This is a genomic window from Microvirga roseola, assembly GCF_020866965.1.
In the GTDB taxonomy this organism is placed as follows: Bacteria; Pseudomonadota; Alphaproteobacteria; order Rhizobiales; family Beijerinckiaceae; genus Microvirga; species Microvirga roseola.
Window position 1 is genome coordinate 191,158 of sequence record NZ_JAJATX010000001.1, and the last position, 24,322, is coordinate 215,479.

Below are 24,322 nucleotides of genomic sequence, written 5' to 3' on the forward strand. Positions count from 1 at the left end.
CTCCCCGCGAGGGGAGGGGGGACCCGCGCCGAGCCTTCAACCGATCACTCCTTCCGCGCCGCCTTGACCTCGGACTCAGGATGCATGAAGGGCTCGCCCGCCTTGTACTCCCAATCCGTCATGCGCCCGCCCGCGCCCTGCTGCTCGAGCTTGCCGACCCAGGCGCCCATCGTCGACTGGTTGTCGATGCCGCGCATGGTGACGGGGCCGATGACCGTCTCGAACTTCGTGTCCTCGAGCGCCTTGAGGATAGCCTCCGTCTCGGTCGAGCCGGCGCGCTCGATCGTGTCGCGGATCATGTAGGCGGTCATGTAGCCGAGAAGCGATCCGAGGCGCGGCGTCTCGCTGTACTTCTCGCGGTAGGCCTTCACAAAGGCCTCGTGCTTCGGCTCCTTGATCTGGTCCCAAGGGTAGCCGGTCACGGTCCAGCCCTCCGGCACCTCGTCCTTCAGGGGCAGCATCCATTCCGGCTCGCCGGTCAGCAGGGACAGAACCGTCGCGTCCTCGAAGAGGCCGCGCGTGTTGCCCTCACGGACGAACTGGGTGAGGTCGGGTCCGAAGAGCACGTTGAAGATGCCGTCGGGCTTGGCCTGTTCGAGGGCGGAGACGGTTGCGCCAGCTTCAATTTTGCCGAGAGCCGGGTACTGCTCGGCGACGATCTCCGCGCCGGGCACGCGCTCCTTGATGAGGCGCTTGAACACTTCCGCGGCCGACTGGCCGTATTCGTAGTTCGGCGCGACGATGGCCCAGCGCTTGGCGCCCGAGAGCTTCGCTTCGTCCACCAGCATGCCGACCTGCATGAAGTTGTTGGGGCGGATGCGATAGGTGTAGCGGTTGCCCTGCGCCATGGTGATGGCGTCGGTCAGCGGCTCGGCGGCGATATAGGGAATCTTCTTCTGGTTGGCGAAATCCGCCATGGCCACGCCGGCATTCGACAGGAAGGAGCCGAAGAGCAGGGACACGTTCTCGCGGGTCACGAGTTCGTCGGCGACGCGGGTGGCGTCGCCGGGAGTCGCGCCGTCGTCGCGGGAGATGATCTCGATGGGCCGGCCGAGCACGCCGCCCTTGGCGTTGATCTCCTCGAGGGCCATCTGCCAGCCGTTTCGGTAGGGCACGGTGAAGGCCGCCCATTTGGAATAGGAATTGAGCTCGCCGATCCGGATCGGATCTTTCTGCTGCGCCTGCACGGCCGGGCTTGCCAGCGCGAGCGCCGCTCCAAGAGCCAGCCAGCGGATCATCGATGCCTTCGCCATATCAGCGCTTCCTTCTCTCGAGGACCTGCGAGGATTTAGGGCCTTTCAGGGCATGAAGAAAGGCCAAACTGCTCAGGTCCGGATTTCCGCCCTTGCTCGGGCCCGGGCGGGAGTGACACATTCCCTTCTGGTCATTCCCTCAAGCAAGCCGTGGTTCCATGCTCCTCGATCACGATCCCGCCCGCGCCTTCATGCCCTATCCCGCCGTTTCCGTGCCCCATGCCGAGGGCGGGCCCCTTGCGGGCCTGACCTTCGCCGCCAAGGACCTGTTCGACGTGGCGGGCTACCCGACGAGCGCAGGATCGCCCCACATGCTCGCCATGTCCGGCATCAAGACCCGGACCGCGCCCACCGTCCAGAAGCTGCTGGATGCAGGCGCGCGGCTCGTGGGCAAGACGATCACGGACGAGCTCGCCTTTTCCATGAGCGGCAAGAACGCCCATTTCGGCACCCCGGTGAACGGGGGCGCGCCCGACCGGATCCCCGGCGGCTCTTCCTCGGGCTCCGCCGCGGCCGTCTCCAACGGCCTGTGCGACTTCGCTCTCGGCACCGATACGGGGGGCTCCGTGCGGGCGCCGGCCAATCATTGCGGCCTCTTCGGCATCCGCCCCACCCATGGCAGGGTCAGCCTGGAGCTCTGCCACGATCTCGCGCCCTCCTTCGATACCTGTGGATATTTCACCCGCGACGGCGCGACCTTCGTCCGGGTCGGCGAGGTGCTGCTCGGAACGGACGGCGCTCCCTTGACCCAGAGCCCGAAGATCTATCTCGCCCGGGATGCCTTCGCCCTGCTCGATGCCCCCGTTCGGGAGGCTTTGAAGCCTGCGCTGCGCAAGGCGCAGGCCGTGCTGGGCGCCCCCGAGGAGGTCGACGTCGCCAGGGAGGGCTTCACGGGCCTTTACTGGGCCATGCGCTATATCCAGAGCCGGGAGGCCTGGACCATCGATGGAGCGATGATCGAGCGCTACCGACCGCCTTTAGGGCCCGGCGTCGCCGACCGCTTCGAGTTCTCGCAGGCGGTCACGGATGCCCAGGTGGCGGAATCCATGATCGTCCGCAGCGCCTTCCAGCTGCGCTTCGCCGATCTCCTCAGGCAGGACGCGGTGCTGATCCTGCCGACCATGCCGGATATTGCGCCGCTCGTCTCCGAGAGCGACGAGGCCTTGAACGACTACCGCAACAACGCCCTGAACCTGCTCTGCCTCTCGGTCCTGTCGGGCCTGCCGCAGGTCTCGATCCCGCTCGCTTCCCGAAACGGCGCGCCGCTCGGGTTGTCGATCATGGGGCCCGCCGGATCGGATCTGAGCCTCGTCTCCCTGGCGGAGCGGATCGCAGCCGCCTGATTGAACCCGTTCCACCCTGTCATAGTTACAGGCAGGGCGGAGAGCCCAAGGGGGCAAGACATGACCAATCCCGTCGTTCATCCTCACACGCCGCACGTGGCGGTCGCCAGTGCCTGCATGCTGGGCGAGGGGCCTGTCTGGGACCACCGCACCGATACGCTCCTGTGGGTCGACATCAAGGGCCCGGGGATCTGGCGCTATCATCCGGAAACCGCCGAGCATTCCCGCGTCGATGCGCCGGAATCCGTGGGCTTCGTCGCCCTGACCCCTGACCCCAAGGTGGTCATCGCGGGCTTCAAGTCCGGTCTCGCCCGCTTTAACCTGAAAACGGGCGATGTCCAGCGTCTTGTCGCGCCCGAGGAGGACAAGCCCGGCAACCGGATCAATGACGGCCATGTGGGGCCGGACGGGGCGGTCTATTTCGGCACCATGCACGACGATGAGGCGGATGCGTCGGGAGCATTCTGGCGCTGGGACGGCAGGGAGCTGGCCCAGTTTCATTCCGGCATCGTCGTCACCAACGGCCCCATCTTCAGCCATGACAGGCAGACGCTTTACGCCACCGATACGACGGGCCGGACGATCTATGCCTTCGATGCGAACAAAAGCCGGATCGGCGAGCCGCGCAGCTTCGCTCATTTCGACGAGGGGTGGGGCTATCCGGACGGCATGGCCATCGACGCGGAAGGCCATGTCTGGGTCTGTCACTGGGGCGCGTCGCGCATCACCCGCTTCGGGCCGGACGGCTCGGTGGAACGGATCGTGCCGGTGCCCACGTCGCAGGTGACGAAATGCGCCTTCGGCGGGCCGGATCTCACCGATCTCTACATCACGACCGCCGCCATCGGCCACGATCCGCATATCGACCCGATGGCGGGGCATCTCTTCAAGGTCGAGACCGGCATCCGCGGACTGAGGGCCAATATCTTCGAGGGGTAGGCGATGGGACTCGAGCGGTTCGGCTCAACGGACGACGAGGACGTTCTGCAGGCAACGCTGACCGGGCCTGACGGGACCGAGATGTGCGTCCTGACCTGGGGCGCCGTGATCCGCGATCTGATCGTACCGTCAGCATCCGGCCCGCAAAGGGTCGTGCTGGGCCTAAATTCCATCGAGGATTACATCGCCCATTCGCCCTATTTCGGCGCCATCGTCGGGCGCTACGCCAACCGCATCGGGCAGGCGCGCTTCACCTTGAACGGAGAGACGCACAGGCTCAACGCCAATGAGGGGCGAAACCAGCTCCATGGCGGCGCCATGGGCTTCGGCTCCCGCCTCTGGACGATCATCGACCGGAAGCCCTCGGCCCTGACTCTCGCTCTCGTCTCCGATGGCGGCGATATGGGCTATCCGGGCCGCCTGATTGCCACGTGCACCTATGAGCTCATGGACAAAGCCAGGCTGAGAATCGTCCTGGAGGCGACCTGCGACCGACCGTGCCCGGTCAACCTCACCACGCACAGCTACTTCAATCTCGACGGCAGCCCGGACATTTCGTCCCATCACCTGATGATCGCAGGCGATTTCATCACGCCGACCCAAGCCGATCTCATCCCGACCGGTGAGATCAAATGCGTGGAGGGAACGGACTACGATTTCACGACCTTGCGGCCTATCGGAGCGGTGCAGCTGATGCAGCATCGGATCTGCTACGACACCAACTATGTCCTGCGCGAGCCGTCCGGCGAGCTGCGCCACGCCGCAACCCTGAAGTCGCTGAAGAACGGCCTCTCAATGGAGCTCTGGACCTCGGAGCCGGGCCTCCAGTTCTATGATGGCCATCTGCTCGACATGTCCGTTCCTGGGCTCGGTGGCGCGCCATACGGGCCCCATGCCGGCCTCTGCCTGGAGCCGCAGCGGTTCCCCGATGGCCCCAATAAGGCCCATTTTCCCGCGTCTATATTGGAGCCGGGAATCGTCTCCCGACAGGTCAGCGAGCTGCGCTTCTCCCGGTAAAGGGGAACTTTGCGCAAGCTTGGCCGTTGTTTTCATAGGCGTTGCGTTTCCAAACAACACCAACCAGAAGGGAACCCTCCTATGCCGGTGCTCGACGCAAAAGCCCTGGATCTCGATCCGAAAGGAGCGGCTTTCCTCAGGGGCGTCCTGCGCGATTATCCTGCGCCCAAGGCAAAGGCGAGGGAAGTCCTGAAGATCGGCCGGGTTCACTTCCATCTCCGCATGATCAGGCGGTCCAAGGAACTCCTGACGGACACGGTGTGACGATCCCTTCGTCCCGAAAGTGAATGCCACTTCCGGGAGCGACGTTTTTCCTTCGATGAGGCTATCTTGCCCGCCGCTCAAGCAGCGGGCGTCGTCACCAAACCCCTCTTGGCGAGAAGCGCATCAGCCGTCGGAAGACGGCCCCGGAACTCCGTGTAGGCCTCCGCCGGATCGCGCAGGTTGCCGGCGGAATAGATGAAGCGCTTCAGCTTGTCCGCCAATTCCCGGTTGAAGGCATCGCCCGTTTCCTCAAACGCAGTGAAGGCGTCCGCATCCAGCACCTCCGACCAGAGATAGCTGTAATAGCCCGAGGAATAGCCGTCGCCCGCGAAGACGTGGGTGAAATGCGGCGTGCGGTGGCGCATGATGATCTCGCGCGGCATCCCGATCTTCTCGAGGGTCTCTCTCTCGAACGCCGACACGTCGAGATCCCTGCCATCCTTGCGCCGGTGCAGTTCAAGGTCGACGAAGGCGGAGGCGAGATATTCGACCGTCGCGAAGCCCTGGTTGAAATTCCGCGCAGCCACGAGACGCTGCAGCAGTTCCTCGGGGATCGGCTCGCCTGTGCGGTAATGCGTGGCATAGCGGCGCAGGATGTCCTCCTGCGAGAGCCAGTGCTCGTAGAGCTGCGAGGGGAGCTCCACGAAGTCCGTCGAAACGGCCGTGCCCGCGAGGAGCGGATAGGTCAGGTTCGAGAGAAGGCCGTGCAGCCCATGGCCGAATTCGTGGAAGAGCGTGCGCGCATCGTCGAAGCTCAGAAGCGACGGCTCGCCCGGCGCACCCTTCGAGAAATTCATCACGTTCACGATGATCGGACGGATCTCGCCGGTGAGCTTTTCCTGCGAGCGGAAGGCGCTCATCCATGCGCCGCTGCGCTTGGAGCTTCGTGCGAAATAATCGCCGATGAAGAGGCCCACATGCGAGCCGTCCGTGTCGAGAACCTCCCAGGCGCGAATATCGGGGTGATAGCGCTCGAAATCCTTCAGCTCCCGGAAGCTCAGGCCGAAGAGCCTGTTCGCCGTCTCGAAGGCCGCCTCGATGATCCGGTCGAGCTGGAAGTAGGGCTTGATGGTCGCCTCATCGAGGTTGTGGCGCGCCATGCGGACCCGATCGGCATAGTAGCGCCAGTCCCACGGCGCGATCTCGATGTTGTCGCCTGCCGACTGCGCCTGGGCCTGGAGATCGTCGCGCTCTTCCTGGGCGCGGGCGCGGGCCGGCTTCCAGACCTCGTTCAGAAGCTTGAGGACGTTCTCCGGCGTCTTCGCCATGGTGTCGGCGAGCTTGAAATCGGCGAAGGTCCCGTAGCCCAGAAGCTTCGCCCGCTCTGCCCGCAAAGCCGCCATCTCGGTGATGATCGCCTTGTTGTCGGTTGCGCCGCCCGTGTCGCCGCGCGCCGCCCAGGCCTTGAAGGCCTGCTCGCGCAGGTCGCGACGCCTGGAGAATTGAAGGAATGGCTCGATGCTGGAGCGGGAGAGGGTGATCACGTGCTTGCCCTTCAACCCGCGCTCCTCGGCGGCCTGTGCAGCGGCCTCGCGCAGGAAGGGCGGAAGGCCTTCGAGATCTGCCTCGTTCTCGAGGACGAGCTGGTAGGATTTCTCGTCCGCCAGAACGTTCTGGGAAAACTGTGTCCCGAGACCCGCCAGTCGCTCCGTGATCGCGGCGAGACGCTTCTTCTCCTCCGGGCCGAGCTGTGCGCCGGCCCGCACGAAGATCGTATGGTAGCGCTCGAGCACGCGCGTCTGCTCCGGCGTGAGGCCGAGGCTGTTCCGCTGCTGGAAGAGGGCATCCACGCGCTTGAAGAGCAAATCGTTCATGAAGATGCTGTTGCGGTGCTTGGCGAGGATGGGGGCCATCTCGCGCTCCACCGCCTGGATCGCATCGTTGGTGTGCGAGCCGGCGAGATTGAAGAACACGCCACCCATGCGCTTGAGCGTCCGGCCGCTCTTCTCGAGGCCCTCGACGGTATTGGCGTAGGTGGGGGCCTCCGCGCTGTCCGCAATGGCGGTGATCTCCGCCTGCTGCTCGTTCAAGGCAACATCGAATGCCGGCTTGTAATGCTCCGGCGCGATGCTTTCGAACGGCGGAAGGCCAAACGGGCCGGTCCATTGGCCCAGGAGAGGATTGTGGCCCAGGAGAGGATTGGCCGAAAGGTTCGCCTCGGATTCGGTCATATCGTTCTGCCTCATTGTTCCGGTCTTCGAGACTTAGCGCATCGTGCGGAAAAGTGGATCCGGTTTCCCGCAGAGAACACAGGCTCTTCAGGAGGAAAGGCCTCAGCCCCTGTTCCGAAGGGGCTCCGAGCCGGTCGAGGTTTCGCTCCCGGACAGGTGGCGCTGGAGGAAGGCGATGGAGCGCTGCGTCGCATCCCGATGCGCCTCGCCCCTGAAGCCGTGGCCCTCGCCGGGATAGATCTTGATCTCGTGCGGGACCTTCTGCTGGCGGAGAAGCGCCTCGACCGCATAGGCATTCGAAACGGGTACGATGGGATCGACCGCTCCATGAAGCACGAGGGTCGGCGGCAGGCGCGAATCCCGTGCGATGGCGCCCTGAGGAAGCGGGCCGAAATAGTTCACCAGAGCCTTGATGCGCCGGTCCATGCTGGAAACGGCTAGGCCCAGCGCCGCGCCGAGAGAAATGCCGACGACTCCGATGCGACCGGGATCGCCGTCCTGGCGGTTCGCCGCGAAGCTCAGCGCATCCTGCACGGTCTCGATCCAAGGCTGGAAGTTCTGGAACAGGGTGCCGAAGGAGGCCCGCCTCTCGCCCGTGCGGTCAAGATAATGCACGAGATGGACCTGATAGCCCGCGCCGGCCACGCTGCGGGCGCCCTCGTGGTATTGCGTGCTGCGGCTCAGCCCATCGGCGCCGTGCAGCATCAGGATCGTCGGGTGCGGGGGGGAACCTGCCGCCTGGAAGGTCTCGACGGTGACGGTCTTGCCGCCGCTTTTGAACGTGTTGCGTTGCTCCGTCACGGGCATGAGTGTTGGCTTGTCCTTGAGGGCGCGGGCGTGGACCTGGGGAGAGGCAGCGAGGGCTGCACCGATCAGAAGGCTGCGTCTATCGATCGACATGGGAAATAAGAGGGCTGCTGGAGTGAGGTCTCGGTTTCCTTATGAGGTGGGGTCAGATCCAGGCGGACACAGATGGCAAAAAGTCCCAGGACTCCTCTGAAACCTTTTGAGGAACGGCCAAGGATCGTTCCGGCCTCACGCACGTTGTTTTGCAGCCAGCGAGATCCCCTCGCAGCTCGACAGCGACCCACACGATGCGCCCAGCACCCGCTCCCGTTCCGCCTCCCCAGACGCCGATCACCCCGCCCGGCGTGCCCAGCATATCGGGACTGATGACCCTGGCCGTGGCGGTCGTGGTGCTGACGGCTCTCTATGTAGGGCAGGACGTTTTCCTGCCGGTCGTGCTGGCCATCCTGCTCGCCTTCGTGCTCGCGCCCTTCGTGGACCTGCTGCGGCGCTGGCGGCTGGGCCGGGTGCCGTCGGTGATCATTGCCGTGCTCGTCGCCCTCGGGATCATCCTGTCGCTGGGCGGCATCATCGGCTTTCAGCTGGCCGGCCTTGCGAGCGACCTGCCGCGATACCAGAGCACGATCCAGGACAAGATCGGCTCCCTGCGCGAGGGAACCCTCGGGCGGTTCCCTGCGCTCCTGAAGGACTTCGGCCGGCAGATCGATCGGGCGGTCGCCGAGAATACGGCGCCACCCACGGAAGCCCAGCCTGCCGAAGCTCCTGCACCCAACGAGCCGAATCCGCTGCCCGTTGAGGTGCACGAGCCCGAACCGACGCCCGCCGAGGTGGCGCAGAACGTCCTGCTGCCCGTCCTCGAGCCGCTCGCGACCATGGGCATCGTCTTCGTCGTCCTGATCTTCATCCTCATGCAGCGGGAGGACCTGCGCGACCGGATGATCCGGCTCTTCGGCGCGCGCGACCTGCACCGAACGACGGTCGCCATGGACGATGCGGCCCGCAGGCTCAGCCGTTACTACCTGATCCAGCTCGGCCTCAACGCCTCCTTCGGCGTGGTGATCTCCATCGGCCTGTGGCTGATCGGCGTGCCGAGTCCCCTCCTGTGGGGCATCTTCGCGGCCCTGATGCGCTTCGTGCCCTATATCGGCTCGGTGGCCGCGACGCTGCCCCCCGTCCTGCTCGCCGCTGCCGTCGATCCCGGTTGGTCGATGGCGCTCATGACCTTGGCGCTCTTTCTCATCAGCGAGCCCCTGATGGGGCACGTGATCGAGCCGGTCGTGTACGGGCAGAGCACGGGACTGTCACCGTTTGCTGTCGTCATCTCGGCCATTTTCTGGACCTGGATCTGGGGTCCTGTCGGCCTGCTCATCGCAACGCCGCTCACCCTCTGCCTCGTCGTGCTGGGGCGGCATGTGGAGCGGCTGGAATTCCTCGACGTGCTTCTCGGCGACCGACCCGCCCTGACGCCGACCGAAAACCTCTACCAGCGCATGCTCGCGGGCGATCCCGACGAAGCGCTCGAATCCGCGGAAGTGCTGCTCAAGGACCGTTCGCTCACCTCCTACTACGACGAGGTCGCCCTGAGGGGCCTGCAGCTCGCCGCGGGCGACGCAAGCCGCGGCGTTCTGACGAACCGTCAGCTCGAGCAGGTGAGGGACGTCATCCATGCCCTGGTGCAGGACCTGAGATACCACGATGATGTAGAGCCTCCGCCCGGCGAAACGGACGACGACCCCGTGGCGCCGCCAGAGAGCGAAAAGCCCGCCATCAAGGAACCCGCCGTCCTCGAAACCCGGCCTCTGGAAGAGAGAATTCCGGAGGACTGGACCGCCGAGGGGGCGGTGCTGTGCATCGCCGGGCGCGGCCCGCTCGACGAGGCGGCCTCCGAGATGCTGGCGCAACTCCTCGCCAAGCATGGCTTGGGAACCCGCGTCGTGGCTCACGAGGCCGTGTCGCGTTCGGCCATCCTCAACCTCGACATGTCCGAGGTCAGGATGGTGTGCATCAGCTATCTGGAGATCAGCGGCACGCCGGCCCACCTGCGCTATCTCCTGCGGCGTCTCAGGAAACAGGTGCCCAAGGCTCCTGTGCTCGTCGGATTGTGGCCGGCGGAGGATGCTGTGCTGAAAAACGAGGCGCTGCGCAGCACGATTGGGGCCGACTATTACGTCTCGTCCCTGCGCGATGCGGTGGTGCAGTGCCTGAAGGCCGCCACCGGCGAGGAGGAGATCCCGGAGGCGGTGACCTCTGCGAAAGCCAGACAGGCGCAGGAAACCAAGCGCCTTCCGCTCCCTGCGTAAAAAGAAAGGCCGCCAATCAGGCGGCCCCGTCTTTAGGTTTGTGGACTGGGCGAAGTCGTGCCCTCAGGCGACCTTTCTCCGCGCCAGCCGCGCCCTGATGCTCGCGGGGTCCGCGCGCGGCGTCGCCACAAACAGGGTCTTGGTGTAGTCGTGTTTCGGGTCGGAGAATACTTCATCGCGGGTGCCGTATTCCACCGCTTCGCCGAAATACATCACCATCACCTCATCGGCGATGTAACGGACCACCGACAGATCGTGGCTGATGAAGACATAGGTGAGATTGAACTCGTCCTGCAGGTCGGCCAGCAGGTTCAGAACCTGCGCCTGAACCGAGAGGTCGAGCGCCGAAACGGGCTCGTCGAGAACGAGCAGGCTCGGATTGAGCATCAGGGCGCGGGCAATCGCGATACGCTGACGCTGACCGCCGGAGAACATGTGCGGATAGCGATTGTAATGCTCTTCGCTCAGGCCGACCTTCTTCAGCATCGCCATGGCGCGATCCCGGCGCTCATCCGCAGGCACATTGCCCTGGATCACCAGCGGTACCGTCAGCGCGTCGCCGATCTTCTGGCGCGGGTTGAGCGAGCCATAGGGATTCTGGAAGACGATCTGCACTTCGCGGCGCAGATCCTTCGTGAGATCTCCCTTCGCGATGTCGACCTTGCGTCCCCGGATGAGGAGGTCGCCGGACGTCGCAGGATCGATCAACGTGAGGATGCGTGCGAGCGTGGACTTGCCGCAGCCGCTCTCGCCGACGATGGCAAGGGTCCTTCCCTTCTCAACCGTGAAGCTTACGCCCTTGACGGCGTGGATGGTCCTGCCCTTCGAGAAGAGGCTCCCGGGCATGTGATAGTCCCGGACGATGTTTCGGGCTTCGAGAACAACACTCATGATACGGCCGCTCCGGCGATATCGCTTCCATCCTTGAAATAGTCGGCGATGGTGGGCAGACGGTCGCCCGTCGCGTTGTCGGGTAGTGCGGCCAGGAGAGCCTTCGTGTAGTTGCTGCGCGGATTCTCGAACAACGTCAGAACGTCGGCCTCCTCCATCTTGCGGCCCTTGTACTGAACCACGACACGGTCGGCGGTTTCCGCAACGACACCCATGTTGTGGGTGATCATGATCATTCCCATCCCGTGCTCGTCCTGAAGCTGCATGAGCAGGTCGAGAATCTGCTTCTGGATCGTGACGTCGAGCGCCGTGGTCGGCTCGTCGGCGATCAGCAGTTTCGGATTGCAGGCGATGGCCATGGCGATCATCACGCGCTGACACTGGCCGCCGGACATCTGATGTGGGAACGAGTTCAGGCGCTCGGCGGGATTGGGGATGCCGACTGCGGTCAGAAGCTCGATAGCGCGCTCACGCCGCTGCTTCCGTCCCATGCCCAGGTGGAAGCGCAGCACTTCCTCGATCTGGAAGCCGACGGTGTAGCACGGGTTGAGGCTCGCAATCGGCTCCTGAAAGATCATCGCGATGTCCTTGCCGACGATCTTCCTGCGTTCGGCGTCGGACATCCGGAGAAGGTCGCGGCCGTTGAAGGTCATCTTGTCGGCCGTGACATTCGCCGTCCATGGCAGAAGGCCCATCACGGCGAGCATCGACACGGACTTGCCCGAGCCGGATTCGCCGACGATGGCCAGGACCTCACGCTCGTCGACCTTGAGTGACACGCCGTCGACGGCCCGGAACATTCCGGCCGTGGTCTGAAACTCGACGACGAGATTCTCGATTTCCAAAAGCGCCATGGTCACGACCTCTTCAGCTTGGGATCGAGAGCGTCACGAAGACCGTCGCCCAGAAGGTTGAAGGCAAGAACCGTGATGAGGATCGCAAGGCCGGGGAAGGTCACCACCCACCAGGCGCGGAGCACGAATTCGCGGGCATCGGCCAGCATGGTGCCCCATTCCGGAGAGGGCGGCTGCGCGCCGAGACCAAGGAAGCCCAGGGCCGCGGCATCGAGGATCGCCGTGGAAATGCCGAGCGAAGCCTGCACGATCAGGGGAGCGGTGCAGTTCGGCAGCACTTCCCTGAACATCAGGCGCCCCGTGCCGGCGCCGCTGACGCGGGCCGCCATCACGTAATCCTTGGAGGTTTCCGTGATCACCGCCGCACGCGCCAAGCGCACGTAATGCGGCAGGATGACGAGGGCCACCGCCAGCATGGCGTTCATGAGGCCGGGACCAAGCACCGCCACGATCACGATGGCGAGCAGGAGGCTCGGCAGCGTGAGGACGATATCCATCAGGCGCATGATAAAGATCTCGGTCAGGCCGCGGAAGAAGCCTGCGACAAGGCCGAGCACGGTGCCGACCACGATCGAGATCGACACCACCACGATGCCGATGAGCAGCGACAACTGCGCGCCGTAGATCAGGCGGGAGAGGATGTCGCGGCCGATCGGATCGGTTCCGAGCGGATAGGCGAGGGAGCCGCCTTCCTGCCAGAAGGGAGGCTGCAGGGCGATGGCGGTGTTCGTGAGGTTCGGATCATGCGGGGCGATCACGTCGGCCAGAAGCGCGACGAGCACCACGGCAACGATGATGACGAGCCCGGCCACAGCGCCATGGTTCGCGCTGAAATAGCCCCAGAACTCACGTAGCGGGTGGGGCGGGGAGGTCGCCGGGGCGGCGACGGGAGCTGGAATGGTTTCGGCGTTCATCGCGTATGCCTGATGCGGGGATTGATGAGACCGTAGGCGAGGTCGACGAGAAGGTTCACGCTCATGACGACCATGCCGAGAAGCAGCGCGCCGCCCTGCAGCACCGGATAATCGCGGCGGAAGATGGCGTCGATAAGCCACTTGCCCACGCCCGGCCAGGAGAAGATCGTCTCGGTCAGGATGGCGCCGGTGAACAGCACGCCGATCTGCAGGCCGATCACGGTGATGACCGGGATCAGCGCATTGCGCAGGGCGTGAAGCGCGACGATGCGGAAGCGCGGGAGACCCTTCGCCTTGGCGGTGCGGATATAGTCCTCGCCCAGAACCTCCAGCATGGCGGAGCGCGTCATGCGGGCGATCACGGCAAGCGGCACGGTGCCGAGCACGATGGTGGGCAGGATGAGGTGCTCGACCGCCGACCAGAAAGCCTCCGGCTCATCGGACAGGAGCGTGTCGATCAGCAGGAACCCAGTGACGGGCTCGATGTAGTACAGCACGTCGATGCGGCCCGAGACCGGGGTCAGGTCGAACTGCACCGAGAAGAGCAGGATGAGGATGAGGCCCCACCAGAAAATCGGCATGGAGTAGCCGGTCAGTGAGATGCCCATCACGCCATGGTCAAAGATCGAGTTCCGCCTGATGGCAGCGATGATGCCCGCCGGCAGCCCGATGAGAAGGGCAAAGAGGATGGCGCAAAGAGCCAACTCAATGGTCGCGGGAAACAGCGCTGAAAACTCGCTCAGCACCGGCTCCTGCGTGATCATGGACTTGCCCAGATCTCCCTGCAGGACACGCGAGAGATAGATTCCGTACTGGACAATCAGCGGCTGATCGAAGCCGTACAGCCGACGCAGCTCTTCGAGGCGCGCAGGGTCAATCCCGCGCTCGCCGGCGAGTGTTTCGATCGGATCGCCCGGCACGAGGCGGATCAGGAAAAAGGCAAGCAGCGTGATCCCGAGGAAGGTCGGGATGATCAAGCTGACGCGGGTGAGGATGAAGCGCAGCATCGCATCGTCTGAATGTAAAAAAGGCGGAGCGGCCGAAAAGCCGCTCCGCCATTGGTTGAGTGAAAAGGCTTACTTGTCCTTCAGATCCACGCCATAGAAGGTGTGGCGGCCGAAGGGCGAGAGCTTAAAGTCCACGACTTCCTTGCGGACCGGCTTCAGCTGCACGGCGTGAGCCACCGTGAACCACGGAGCCTGCTCCTTGAAGATCACCTGAGCCTGCTCGTACAGCTTGGTGCGCTCGGCCTGATCGGTCGTTACCTTCGCCTTCGTGACGAGGTCGTCGAACGGCTTATAGCACCACTTGGCGATGTTCGAGCCGGAGTTGCTCTGCGCCGAGGCGCAGCCGAGCAGGGTGTGGAGGAAGTTGTCCGGGTCGCCGTTGTCGCCCGTCCAGCCCAGCTGGGCCATCTGGTGCTCGCCGGCCTGGGCCCGCTTGCGGTACTCGCCCCACTCGAAGCTCTTGATTTCGGCCTTCACGCCGATCTTGGCGAGGTCGGCCTGCATGAGCTCGGCGATGCGGCGCGCATTCGGGTTGTAGGGACGCTGAACCGGCATGGCCCAGAGATCCGTCTCGAGGCCATTCGGATAGCCGGCCTCGGCCAGGAGCTTCTTGGCGGCTTCCGGGTTGTACTCGTCCTCCTTCACGTTTTCGTTGTACGACCACATGGACGGCGGGATCGGGTTCTTGGCCGGAACGCCCGAGCCGAGGAACACCGCGTCCACGATGGCCTTCTTGTTCATGGCCATGTTGAAGGCCTTGCGGACGCGCACGTCGTCGAAGGGCTTCTTCGTGGTCTGGTAGGCGAGGTAGCCGACGTTCAGGCCGGGCTGCTCGAGGACCTGGACGTTCGGGTCCTTCTTCATCGCCTCGAGGTCAGCCGGGTTCGGATACGGCATGACGTGGCACTCGCCCTTCTGGAGCTTGGCCCAGCGGACGGAGGCGTCGGGCGTGATCGAGAACACGAGGTTGTCGAGCGGAGCCTTGCCCTTGAAGTACTCGGGGAACGCCTTGTAGCGGATGATCGCGTCCTTCTGGTAGTTCACCAGGGAGAACGGGCCCGTGCCGATCGGATCTTGGTCGATCTTCTCGGGCGTGCCGGCCTTCATCATCGCGTCGGCGTATTCCTTCGACTGGACGCTCGCCCACATCATGGCGAGGTTGGCCAGGAAGGGCGCCTCAGGACGGTTCAGGGTGATGCGGACGGTGTGATCGTCGACCTTCTCCACCGACTTCAGCAGGGCGGGCATGCCCATGTCGTTGAAGTAGGAATGGTTCGGGCTTGTGACCTTGAAGAAGGGGTTCTCTTCCTTCCACTGACGCTCGAACATGAACACGACGTCGTCCGCGTTGAAGTCGCGGGTCGGCTTGAAGTTCTTGTTGGAGTGCCACTTCACGCCCTTGCGGAGGTTGAAGGTGTACACGGTGCCGTCAGGGGAAACCGTCCAGCTCTCGGCGAGGCTAGGCTGAACCTTCGTGCCGCCGCGCTCGAACTCGACGAGGCGGTTGTAGATCTGCTCGCTGGCGTCGAACGACGTGCCGGTCGTGTTCACGCCGGGATAGAAGTTCTCCGGGCTGCCTTCGGAGCAATAGACGAGGGTTTTGGCGGAAAGCGGAGCGGCGGCCAGGAAGGCCGGAACACAGATAGCCGCAAGAAGGGCTGATTTCTTCATTGGGATGGTCCTCTGAGACGGCGTTGCTTGGTGCCGTTCTGGCACGAAGTTAAGGTGCGAAGCGCGAACATTGTCAATCTGTTCTGATGTGCTTCGTCACATTTCTGAAAAAATATACCATTTCGAGCCGCTCCGGCACGCCCAGGGGAGCGTCCGAAACGTCACTTTTCCGCGATTCCGAAAGGCGTTGCCTTGTAGCGGGCGTCTGGCGGATCGGTCATCCACAGATTGTTAATTGGTAAACGGATTAGCTCTCGGCGGCATCCTCGGCCAGACCGCCGACTTCGGTGACCTTCGCAGCGAGCTCGGCCCGGCTGAACGGCTTATGGAGCAGAGGATAGCCCTGAGGCATCTTTTCCGGATCCACATATCCGGTCACGAGCAGGACGCCGAGGCCGGGTCTGCCGAGCCGCGCCTTGTCCGCCAGCTCGGTGCCCGTCATGCGGGGCATGGCGAAATCGGCGACTAGGAGGTCGATCCGGTCGTCGGCCTTCAGGATGTCGAGGGCCGAGGGTCCGTCCCCCGCCTCCACGACGCGGTGTCCCATCTCGCTCAGATAGGCCGACGTCACGGTCCTGACCTCCGCATCGTCGTCCACGAGGAGGATGCGCAGGCTCGGGGCTGATGGAAGGCGGGCCTCCTTCCGGCGCTGCTCGTCCTCCTGCTCCAGGGAGGTGCGGGAAAGATAAAGCTCGACCACGGTGCCTACGCCGACCGTGCTCTGGATCGTGACGGTGCCGCCCGATTGCTGGGCGAGGCCGTAGACCATGGGCAGGCCGAGACCCGTTCCCTTGCCCACTTCCTTGGTCGTGAAGAAGGGCTCGAGCACGCGGTGCAGAACCTCCGGCGGGATGCCGACGCCTTTATCGGCGACGGAGATCACCACGTAGTCTCCCTGTCCGAGATCCGTGATCCTGCCATGCTCCACGTGCTCGTTGCGCGTGGAGAGGGTAACGGTGCCGTTCTCGGGCATGGCGTCGCGAGCGTTGATGCACAGGTTGAGGATCGCCAGTTCGAGCTGGTCGGGATCTACCATTGCCGGCCAGAGATCCGGGGCGAGATGCTTCTCGATCCGGACCATGCCGCCGAGCGTCCGGGTCAGGAGATCGTTCATCTCGCCGATGACCTGATTGATATCCACCGCCTGCAGCCGCAGGTCGCGCTGGCGGCTGAAGCTCAGGAGCCGCTGCGTCAGGGTGGCGCCGCGCTCGGCAGCATAGGTCGCGTTCTGCAGAAGGCGTGTCAGGCGCGGATCGTCGGGAGCCCGGCGCGTGGCGAGATCCAGGCTGCCGAGCACGGCCATGAGCAGATTGTTGAAGTCGTGCGCGACGCCGCCCGCCAGGGTTCCGAGCGCCTGCATCTTGTCGGCCTGCCTCAGGCGCATCTCCATCATCTTGCGCTCGGTGATGTCGCGCTCGATGGTGGCGAGGTTGGTCACCGCGCCCGCCTCGTCCAGGATCGGGATGTGGTTGGTATAGAACCATTGCGTGCCTCCATCGGGAGCGGTCCGCTCCTCGATGATTTCGTGAGGCGCGCGGGCCGAGACCGCCTTGCGTTCGGCGTCCTCGATGGCTGCGGCGCGTTCGGGTGCGACGAAGTCCCGCTCCCGGCAACCCAGGCACTGGTCCTGTTCGCAGTCGAGGCTGCGGGCCTTGCTGGTGTTCAGGCGGACGAAACGGCCCTCCAGATCCTTGAAGGAGATCAGGTCGGTCGTGCTCTCCATGAGGCCGCGCAGGAGCGCGCGCTCGGTGTCGAGATCGCGGGCGAGCTGGCGTCTCTCATAGGCGGAAGCCACCATGCTGGACAGGGTCGCCGGGTCCCAGGGCTTCGGCACATAGGCCATGATCCGGCCCTTGTTGACCGCACCGATGACCGCCTTGAGGTCCGCATAGCCCGTGAGAAGGATCGCCTCCGCGTCCGTGACGTTCCGGGCCTTGGCCAGAAACTCGTCGCCCTGCATCTCCGGCATGCGCTGGTCGGAGATGATGATGGCGATGTCGGGCTCCTGCTTGACGATCTCGAGCGCCTTGAGCGGCGACGTGGTGGTGATGACCCGGTAATCGTCCTCGAACAGATCCTCGAGCGCGACAAGGATGTCCGGCTCGTCATCAACGACCAGGATCGTGCCATTTCTCGAGTTCATGTCGTTCGGCAAGGTCATTGAGCGGTCTGCCTTGGGATCGCGATCGTGAAGTTCGCCCCTCCCTGGGGGTTCGAGTCCACGGTGATCGATCCTTTGTGGGCCTGGACGACGCTATACGCGATCGCCAGACCGAGTCCAGTTCCAGACCCGACGGGCTTGGTCGTAAAGAACGGCTCGAAGATGCGCTCCCGCAATTCCGGTGGGATTCCCGGTCCCGTGTCGCTGATCCTGATGGTATAGGTTGTCCTGTCGCTCGAGGTTTCAATATCGATCGCGCCGGTCCCCTTGATCGCATCGGCGGCGTTGCCGACGATGTTCATCACTACTTGGTTCAGCAGCGCCGGCGAGCAGTAGAGGTCGGGCGCCGCGTTGAACCGGCAGCGCACGTCGATCCGGGTGCCGAGCTTGTGCCCGAGAAGCGCGAGCACCGTCTCGATGGATTCGGGCACGTTGATCGTCTGGAATCCGCCCTCGTCCAGGCGGGAGAAGCGCCGCAGGTTGAGAACGAGTTCCTGGATCCGGCCGAGGCCGAGCCTCATTGCCTCCACGCGCTCGCGGGACTTGTTCAGCTGTCGCTCCAGTCCGCTCTCCGGAGGAAGCTTGGCGGCGATCTCGTTGAGCAGCCGCTCCACCGTGCCCCGATGCGCCAGAATGAAGGCGAGGGGATTATTGATCTCGTGGGCGATGCCGGCGACGAGCTCGCCGAGGGACGCCATCTTGGCGGCCTGCACGAGCTGGGCCTGTGTATTCTTCAGGCGGTGGTTAGTCTCCTCCAGCTCCTCGTTCGCCCTGGCGAGCGCCTCGGCCGAGGCGGCTTCCGCCCGGGCATGGGCGAGGGCGAGTTCGCGCTGGCGCAGCTCCGCCTCGATGCGCCAATTCTCGTCCTGCATGAGCTTGCGGCGGACGAGCGCACGGATGCGCACCCGCATGACGTCGGCTTCCACCGTCGAGGGGACGACGTCGTCCGCGCCTGCGGCGAAGGCCCGCGCCAGCATGTCGCCGCCTTCGTCGCTGCCGAGGCCCACGATGGAGAAGCTGGGAGCCTCCATGCCCGGCACGGGCACGAGGCCACGATAGGCGTTGAGCTGGCGGCAGAGCTCGATCCCGTCGAAGCCCGGGCTGAGCAGGCTGACGAGCACGCAGTCCCAGGAGGAGGCCTGCGAACGGGCGAGCAGCAGGGCCTCGTCCGGATCCGCGGCCGGAGTGACCGTATAGCCCTCGTGCGCCAGCATGTCCTGAAGGGAGATGCGGCGCGTCGGGCTGTCGTCGACGATGAGGATGCTGGCCCTGCGAAAGGCGCCGAAGCTCGGGGCCTCCTGCTCCTCTCTCGCCTCGCTCAAGGAGAGCCGCCGGCGCAGCAGCGCCTTGATCCTCAAAATGATCAGCTCCTGCTCGGCGGATTTGGAGATGTAGGCATCGGCGCCGCTCTCGAGGCCCTGGCGCTCGACGGTGCGCTCGCGCGCTTCGGTGAGCATGATTACGGGAATGGCGCGGGTGCGCACGTTCAGGCGCAGCTGGCGCGTCAGCTCGTCCCCGTTCATGCCGGGCAGGTGAAAATCGGCGATGATGAGATCGGGCAGCCGCTCGTTCAGCCCGTCGAGGGCGGCCTCAGCGGTGGAACGCCAGGAGACGCGAAAGCCGTTCGTCTCCAGGACATGCCGCAGCTGCAGAGCCTGGGTCTCGGAATCCTCGACCAGGAGGATGTGGACGGCCTGGGTCCCCGATCCGGCGATCATTCGCCGTCTCCCCGGGCCAGCCGCTGGATCCGGCTCGAGATCAGGTCGAGGGGCAGGCTGATGCTGACGCCGCCCAGGCGCACCGCGGCGGCGGGCATGCCGTAAACCACGGCCGAACTCTCGTCCTCGGCGATCGTGTATCCACCGGCCCGGTGCATCTCGAAGAGGCCCTGCGCCCCGTCCTCGCCCATGCCGGTCAGGAGCACGCCCAGGCCCCTGCGCCCGGCCATCTGGGCAATGGACTGGAACATGAGGGTCGCCGAGGGGCGCTGGTTGCCCACCGGAGGCTCGGCGCTGATGCGCAGGGTTCCGGCCGAGGACAGGAGCAGGTGCCGGTCGCCGGGGGCGACGTAGACCCGTCCCGCTGCCGGAATCTCCTGGTCCTGGGCCAGGCGCACATCGAGCGGCATCAGCCCGTTCAGCCAGGAGGCGAAGCCCTCCATGAAGGGTGCCCCCATGTGCTGGACGAGGAGAATCGGCACGGGGAAGTCCGCCGGAAGCGCTCCGAGGATCTTGGCCAGGGCCGGCGGCCCGCCGGTGGAGGCGGCGATTCCGAGGATGCTGGGGCGGCTCAGGCGCGGGTCCGGCTCCCATGTCGGAAGCGAGGCCGGGGCATTCGGCCGCCAGACGGTCGAGCGCTGCCGGACCACCGGCACCTGGCTCATGATGTAGAGCTGCGTGCAGATCGTGTCGGCGATCCCGTCATAGCCGGCGCTGGAAAGGCCGACGGGTTTCTCCACGACTGTGAGCGCGCCCGCGCGCAGCGCGTTCATGGAGATCTTGAGGGAGGAATCCTCGATGCTGTCCGCGATGACGACGATGGGCGTCGGATGGTCGGACATGATCCGGCGCGTGGCTTCCAGTCCGTCCATGCCCGGCAGGCGGATGTCCATGGAAATCACGTCGGGCTGGACGCGGCCGATCTCCCGTAGGGCCTCCTCCGCCGAGCCCACGGCGGCCGCCACGATGAGGCGTGGATCGCGGCCGATGATGTGGACGAGCAGCTGCCGCACGACGAGGGAATCCTCGACGACCATCACGCGAACCCTCGGCTGGGGCGACAGACTCATCACACGCTCACAACATCTGCCCGATCGTCGCAAGCAACTCGCGCTGATCGAACTTCTGCTTGGTTATATAGGCGCTTGCGCCCAGATCGAGTCCTCGGCGCACGTCTTCCGGGTCGTCGCGCGACGTCATCAGGATCACGGGGATAGTCGAAAGCCTCGAATCCGCCTTGAGAGACTGCAGAAGGCCGAAGCCGTCCATGCGCGGCATTTCCACGTCGGCGATCACGAGGTCGATCATGGCCTCGCCCGAGCGCAGGACGTTGAGCGCGTCGAGCCCATCCACGCTGAGCAGAACCCGATAGCCCTGCGCTTCCAGGATGCTCTTCTCCAAGGTGCGCGTGGTGATGGAATCGTCCACCACCAGGATGGTCCTGGTCTCCGGCTGCGCCTCCGGCGCCCAGGGCGCAAGGCCGAGTCCGCCCGCCGCCCGGCTTTCATGTCTGAGCCAGTGCTCGACCAGGAGCTCGGGCGACAGCACGAGCCCGGGCACCTCGTTCTCGAGCATCACGGTTCCCGAGACCAGATCGCTGAGGCCGATGGCCTGCACCTCGTTCGCCAGCATCGCCCGCACATCGTGGAAGGCGTTGACCGCCAGGGCGCAGTAGCGTGGCCCATGCCGGACGAGGACGGCTTTCACGCTGCCCCCCTCTGCCGGGATCGGGGCGCCTGCGGACCCTGTGAGAGCAGCAAGAGAGATCACGGGGACAACAACGTCCTGATCCCCGATTTCGATCCGTGCCGTCGGGCGGCCTTCCACGCTCTCCAGCTCATCGGTGCTTAGCCGCAGCAGGCGTACCACCGCATGGGCGGGCAGCCCGTACATGCGACCCTCCGCATCCACCAGCAGCAGCGGCTGGCGGGCCGCGCTGAAGGGCACGTTCAGCAGCACCTCCGTCCCATGCGGATAGCGCGGCCGCAGGAGAACCGAACCGTGTAGCCTGCGGGCGGCTTCCGCCACGACGGACAGCCCGAAGCCGCGTCCCGACAGGCGGTCGACCTCCCCCGCCGTGGAGAAGCCCGGCGCGAAGACGAGGGAGAGCAGTTGGTCGAGGGGCGGGGATGGTTCGCCCGCCGCTCGCGGCGTCAGGAGACCGCGTTCGACGGCGACCTGTTCGATCCGGGCGAGATCGGGCCCGCGCCCGTCGTCCCGCACGCTGATCGTCAGGCGTCCGCCGCGGGAGGCGAGCTCGAGCGTGATCTCCCCCCGCTCGGGCTTGCCTCTAGCCGCACGTTCCTCCGCCGGCTCCAAGCCATGGCTCACCGCGTTGCGCAGGAGGTGCATGACCGGGTCCTTGAGGGCCTGAAGCACCTGCCGGTCCGCCTGGATGTCGAGGCCGATGCTGCGCACGTTCACATCCCGGCCCGCCTTGCGCGCGATCTCGCGCACCATGTGCCCGAAGCCGCCGAAGACCGTCTCCGCGGAGACGAGGGAGACGCGCTCGATGTTGTCGCGGACCTGCCGGGCGGCCTGATCGATGGACCAGGCGGATTGCTTCTGCGCCCGCGAGAGGGCCGACACCCGGCGGAACAGGGCTTTCAGCCCATCGTCAAAGTCGCGCAGGCGGGGCGCGAAGGAGGCGCTCGCCCGCGCGGAACCTTCGACCGGGGCACGTTGCGCCGCCGCGCCTGCGACGCTCATCTGCGCATGAAGGCCGTCCCAGCTCCGCCGCAGCCTGCGCACGTCCAGCTCGATCCGCCGGAGGGTGTCGCCCATCGCCTGATCGGCCTGAAGCTCGGCCAGGAGCTGATGCATCGAACTGGAAAGCTCGTCCATCTGCTCGGCTGAGACCCTGAGATGGGGGCTCGATCCCGGCTCGGGGCCATCCGCCCTGGCTCCCGCCTGCTCCGGCTCCTCGGTCCGAGGTCTCGGAGCAGGTGCCGGCACCACGGGAGCGGGAGGAGCGGTCGGGGTGGTCTTGGGCGGGTTCAGGAGGCCAGCAATCAGATCCTCGACGGCATCCAGATTCTGCCGGACCGTGGCGACCGTCGGCTCATCCAGGGTGCGCTGTCCCTCCAGGACTTCGGAGAAAAGCGCCTCCAGCTGATGGGCGGCCTCCTCCACGGCGGGCAGGTCGACCGCGCGGGCGGCGCCCTTGAGGCTGTGTGCGCGGCGAAAGACATCCGTCAGGTCGATCGTACCCCGGCCGGCATTGTCCAGCGCCGTCCGGATCGCCTCCAGGTGCTCCCGGTGCTCCGCGTCGAAGGCGGCCAGCAGCTGTTTTCGGATGTCCGTCACGATCGAAACTGTCTCCGCTGCCGGTCAGATCAGAGGCGGTAGCGCTCGGCGATGCCGAGGAGCTGCTGCGAGAGGTCGGAGAGGTTGGCCGCCGCCATGTCGAGCTGCCGGGTGCCGGCTGCCGTCTGCTGGCTTGCCTGCCGGATGTTCTGCAGGGCTCCCATCACCTGCTCGATGCCGAGCTGCTGCTGGTTGGTGGAGGCCACGATCTGCTGGAAGGTCTGCACGCTCTCCTGCACGCGGCTCGAGATTTCCGTGATGGTCTGCTGCGTCGTGTCCGTGCGCTCCTTGCCGGCGCCGACGCGCTTCACGGCTTCTTCGGTGAGCATGACCGACGAATTGATGCCCCGCTGGATATCGCCCAGGATCGAGCGGACCTGCATCGTCGCATCCTTGGCCTGATCGGCCAGGACCTTCATCTCGGATGCGACCACCGCGAAGCTGCGGCCGTTCTCTCCGGCGGCGGCGGCCTCGATGGCGGCGTTGAGCGCGAGAAGATGGGTGCGCTCGGAGATGTCGTTCACCGTTGCGATGATCTCGCCCACGGCCTGCGTCTTCTCGCTCAGGGCCACGATGTTCTCCGCCACGGCTTCCGCCTGCTCGCGGATCGAATCCATGGCGCGGGCAGTCTCGTCCACCGCCTGGAGACCGGCCATGCTGGTTTGGGCCGTGGCCTGTGCGGAGGCGATGACCTCCTGTGCGCGCTTCCCGATCTGTGCGCCCGCATGGGTGATCTCGTCGACCGTCGCGGCCGTTTCCTGCACGGCGGCGAGTTGCTCCTCGACGGAGGCTGCCTGCTCCTGAGTCGAGGCGCGGATCTCGGCTGCGGCCGCGTTGAGGTTCTCCGTCGCTTCCCGGCTCTGCTGGGCCAGCTGCCGTAGGCCCTCCACCATGCCGTTCAGCGTCGCGCCCAGACGGCCGATCTCATCCGGGCCCGCAGCCGCCTTCTGGCCGCCCAGGTCGCCGCGGCCGACCCGCTCCACGAATTCCATGAAGGCGTTCAGGGGCTGCGCGATGGAGGAGCGCAGGGCATAGGTGATGATGATGCTGAGCAGGGCGGCGGCGGCTACGGCGATGATGACCGAGGTCCGACTCTCCTCGTAAACCTCGTCCACACGGCTCTGCCCAAGGGCGATCGCTTCGCCCAGAATGTCACGGGCTTGCTCCAGGGTGCTGTTCCAGGTGCTCCGGCTGCTGTTCAGGGCGCTCTGCGTCTCCAGCACCGCGGCAAGATCGTTGGTCTGCAGGGCTGCGAACTGCCGCTCGGTCGCCCCCCGCAGCTGGCGGAGTTCAGTGCTGGCGCGATTGAGGAGCTCCGAGATCCGGCGCCACGCATCCGCGCGCTGGCTCGATACGGAGCGCGTGGCGAGATCGCTGGTCGCGGAAAACACCCTTGCCAGAGCGGCCTCCGTCGTCGCCGCCTGCTGTCCCCATGCGCGGATGAGATCGTCGAGAGGCACCTGGCCCTGGCTGACCGAGCGCAGAAGATAGCGGGACAGGATCTCCTCCCTGAGGCCCCGCATGGCGTTCTGCTGTTCGCCGAGGTCTTCGACTTGGCGCATCAGCGCCAGATCGCGCGCGACGATGGTCTCGGTCGTCCGCCGAACGTCGTCGAGCTGGTTGATGGCATAGATGCCGAGACCGACCATCAGGGCGACAATGACAGCGAATCCGAACAGGATGCGGTTGGCGATCGAGATCGTCAC

The 24,322-nt window shown here is 65.3% G+C and carries 18 protein-coding genes; 5 read left to right on the forward strand and 13 right to left on the reverse strand.

Translation table 11 applies throughout. The features are described 5' to 3' along the window. Positions 1 to 44: 44 nt before the first annotated feature. Complete coding sequence (locus tag LG661_RS00965; RefSeq protein WP_230529977.1) at positions 45 to 1,253, reverse strand: ABC transporter substrate-binding protein; 1,209 nt, start codon at positions 1,251 to 1,253, stop codon at positions 45 to 47. A 158-nt stretch (positions 1,254 to 1,411) separates the two neighbouring features. On the opposite strand from LG661_RS00965, the gene LG661_RS00970 reads away from it, so the two are divergent. From LG661_RS00970 to LG661_RS00985, 4 genes are all read left to right on the forward strand, one after another. After that, complete coding sequence (locus LG661_RS00970) at positions 1,412 to 2,596, forward strand: amidase (RefSeq protein ID WP_230529978.1); 1,185 nt, start codon at positions 1,412 to 1,414, stop codon at positions 2,594 to 2,596. 60 nt (positions 2,597 to 2,656) lie between these two features. Next, entirely contained in the window at positions 2,657 to 3,535 is an 879-nt protein-coding gene (locus tag LG661_RS00975) for an SMP-30/gluconolactonase/LRE family protein (protein WP_230529979.1), read from the forward strand. Between the two features lie 3 nt (positions 3,536 to 3,538). Continuing rightward, complete coding sequence (locus LG661_RS00980; RefSeq protein ID WP_230529980.1) at positions 3,539 to 4,552, forward strand: aldose epimerase family protein; 1,014 nt, start codon at positions 3,539 to 3,541, stop codon at positions 4,550 to 4,552. 81 nt (positions 4,553 to 4,633) lie between these two features. Further along, entirely contained in the window at positions 4,634 to 4,816 is a 183-nt protein-coding gene (locus LG661_RS00985) for a hypothetical protein (RefSeq protein ID WP_230529981.1), read from the forward strand. Between the two features lie 77 nt (positions 4,817 to 4,893). Here LG661_RS00985 and LG661_RS00990 read toward each other — a convergent pair whose 3' ends face one another. Together LG661_RS00990 and LG661_RS00995 are read right to left on the reverse strand one after the other, a co-directional pair. Next, the gene (locus LG661_RS00990; RefSeq protein WP_230529982.1) at positions 4,894 to 6,987 is read right to left on the reverse strand and encodes a M3 family metallopeptidase; all 2,094 of its coding nucleotides are present in this window, start codon (positions 6,985 to 6,987) and stop codon (positions 4,894 to 4,896) included. A gap of 102 nt (positions 6,988 to 7,089) precedes the next feature. Beyond that, complete coding sequence (locus LG661_RS00995) at positions 7,090 to 7,887, reverse strand: dienelactone hydrolase family protein (RefSeq protein ID WP_230529983.1); 798 nt, start codon at positions 7,885 to 7,887, stop codon at positions 7,090 to 7,092. Between the two features lie 194 nt (positions 7,888 to 8,081). On the opposite strand from LG661_RS00995, the gene LG661_RS01000 reads away from it, so the two are divergent. Further along, a complete protein-coding gene (locus LG661_RS01000) occupies positions 8,082 to 10,094 on the forward strand; it encodes an AI-2E family transporter (protein ID WP_230529984.1) in 2,013 nt (670 codons plus the stop codon). 63 nt (positions 10,095 to 10,157) lie between these two features. On the opposite strand, the gene LG661_RS01005 is transcribed toward LG661_RS01000, so the two are convergent. From LG661_RS01005 to LG661_RS01050, 10 genes are all read right to left on the reverse strand, one after another. Beyond that, positions 10,158 to 10,985 carry an ABC transporter ATP-binding protein gene (locus tag LG661_RS01005; RefSeq protein WP_230529985.1) on the reverse strand — a complete coding sequence of 276 codons (828 nt, stop codon included), beginning with the start codon at positions 10,983 to 10,985 and terminating at the stop codon, positions 10,158 to 10,160. Continuing rightward, on the reverse strand, positions 10,982 to 11,839 hold the full coding sequence (locus LG661_RS01010; protein ID WP_230529986.1) for an ABC transporter ATP-binding protein: 858 nt from the start codon (positions 11,837 to 11,839) through the stop codon (positions 10,982 to 10,984). The genes LG661_RS01005 and LG661_RS01010 overlap by 4 nt, the downstream gene beginning before the upstream one ends. Before the next feature lie 2 nt (positions 11,840 to 11,841). Then, positions 11,842 to 12,753 carry an ABC transporter permease subunit gene (locus tag LG661_RS01015; RefSeq protein ID WP_230529987.1) on the reverse strand — a complete coding sequence of 304 codons (912 nt, stop codon included), beginning with the start codon at positions 12,751 to 12,753 and terminating at the stop codon, positions 11,842 to 11,844. Then, positions 12,750 to 13,760, reverse strand: coding sequence for an ABC transporter permease subunit (locus LG661_RS01020; RefSeq protein WP_230529988.1), 1,011 nt, complete (start codon positions 13,758 to 13,760; stop codon positions 12,750 to 12,752). The genes LG661_RS01015 and LG661_RS01020 overlap by 4 nt, the downstream gene beginning before the upstream one ends. Positions 13,761 to 13,829: 69 nt before the next feature. Continuing rightward, a complete protein-coding gene (locus LG661_RS01025; RefSeq protein ID WP_230529989.1) occupies positions 13,830 to 15,431 on the reverse strand; it encodes an ABC transporter substrate-binding protein in 1,602 nt (533 codons plus the stop codon). 247 nt (positions 15,432 to 15,678) lie between these two features. After that, on the reverse strand, positions 15,679 to 17,574 hold the full coding sequence (locus LG661_RS01030) for a response regulator (RefSeq protein WP_230529990.1): 1,896 nt from the start codon (positions 17,572 to 17,574) through the stop codon (positions 15,679 to 15,681). A gap of 14 nt (positions 17,575 to 17,588) precedes the next feature. Next, a complete protein-coding gene (locus LG661_RS01035; protein ID WP_230529991.1) occupies positions 17,589 to 19,310 on the reverse strand; it encodes a response regulator in 1,722 nt (573 codons plus the stop codon). Continuing rightward, complete coding sequence (gene cheB, locus LG661_RS01040) at positions 19,307 to 20,380, reverse strand: chemotaxis-specific protein-glutamate methyltransferase CheB (RefSeq protein WP_230529992.1); 1,074 nt, start codon at positions 20,378 to 20,380, stop codon at positions 19,307 to 19,309. Before cheB ends, LG661_RS01035 begins: the two co-directional genes overlap by 4 nt. A 7-nt stretch (positions 20,381 to 20,387) precedes the next feature. Continuing rightward, positions 20,388 to 22,616: a response regulator gene (locus LG661_RS01045; protein ID WP_230529993.1), complete on the reverse strand. Its 2,229-nt coding sequence runs from the start codon at positions 22,614 to 22,616 to the stop codon at positions 20,388 to 20,390. Between the two features lie 29 nt (positions 22,617 to 22,645). Continuing rightward, a complete protein-coding gene (locus LG661_RS01050; protein WP_230529994.1) occupies positions 22,646 to 24,322 on the reverse strand; it encodes a methyl-accepting chemotaxis protein in 1,677 nt (558 codons plus the stop codon).

Bases quoted from the DNA above. Each gene is read 5' to 3' on its own strand.
- LG661_RS00965 (WP_230529977.1), bottom strand. From the start codon at position 1,253: ATGGCGAAGGCATCGATGATCCGCTGGCTGGCTCTTGGAGCGGCGCTC.
- LG661_RS01000 (WP_230529984.1), top strand. From the start codon at position 8,082: ATGCGCCCAGCACCCGCTCCCGTTCCGCCTCCCCAGACGCCGATCACC.
- LG661_RS01025 (WP_230529989.1), bottom strand. From the start codon at position 15,431: ATGAAGAAATCAGCCCTTCTTGCGGCTATCTGTGTTCCGGCCTTCCTG.
- LG661_RS00990 (WP_230529982.1), bottom strand. From the start codon at position 6,987: ATGACCGAATCCGAGGCGAACCTTTCGGCCAATCCTCTCCTGGGCCAC.
- LG661_RS00970 (WP_230529978.1), top strand. From the start codon at position 1,412: ATGCTCCTCGATCACGATCCCGCCCGCGCCTTCATGCCCTATCCCGCC.
- LG661_RS01015 (WP_230529987.1), bottom strand. From the start codon at position 12,753: ATGAACGCCGAAACCATTCCAGCTCCCGTCGCCGCCCCGGCGACCTCC.
- LG661_RS01005 (WP_230529985.1), bottom strand. From the start codon at position 10,985: ATGAGTGTTGTTCTCGAAGCCCGAAACATCGTCCGGGACTATCACATG.
- LG661_RS01030 (WP_230529990.1), bottom strand. From the start codon at position 17,574: ATGAACTCGAGAAATGGCACGATCCTGGTCGTTGATGACGAGCCGGAC.
- LG661_RS01020 (WP_230529988.1), bottom strand. From the start codon at position 13,760: ATGCTGCGCTTCATCCTCACCCGCGTCAGCTTGATCATCCCGACCTTC.
- LG661_RS00975 (WP_230529979.1), top strand. From the start codon at position 2,657: ATGACCAATCCCGTCGTTCATCCTCACACGCCGCACGTGGCGGTCGCC.
- LG661_RS00985 (WP_230529981.1), top strand. From the start codon at position 4,634: ATGCCGGTGCTCGACGCAAAAGCCCTGGATCTCGATCCGAAAGGAGCG.
- LG661_RS00995 (WP_230529983.1), bottom strand. From the start codon at position 7,887: ATGTCGATCGATAGACGCAGCCTTCTGATCGGTGCAGCCCTCGCTGCC.
- LG661_RS01010 (WP_230529986.1), bottom strand. From the start codon at position 11,839: ATGGCGCTTTTGGAAATCGAGAATCTCGTCGTCGAGTTTCAGACCACG.
- LG661_RS00980 (WP_230529980.1), top strand. From the start codon at position 3,539: ATGGGACTCGAGCGGTTCGGCTCAACGGACGACGAGGACGTTCTGCAG.
- cheB (WP_230529992.1), bottom strand. From the start codon at position 20,380: ATGAGTCTGTCGCCCCAGCCGAGGGTTCGCGTGATGGTCGTCGAGGAT.
- LG661_RS01035 (WP_230529991.1), bottom strand. From the start codon at position 19,310: ATGATCGCCGGATCGGGGACCCAGGCCGTCCACATCCTCCTGGTCGAG.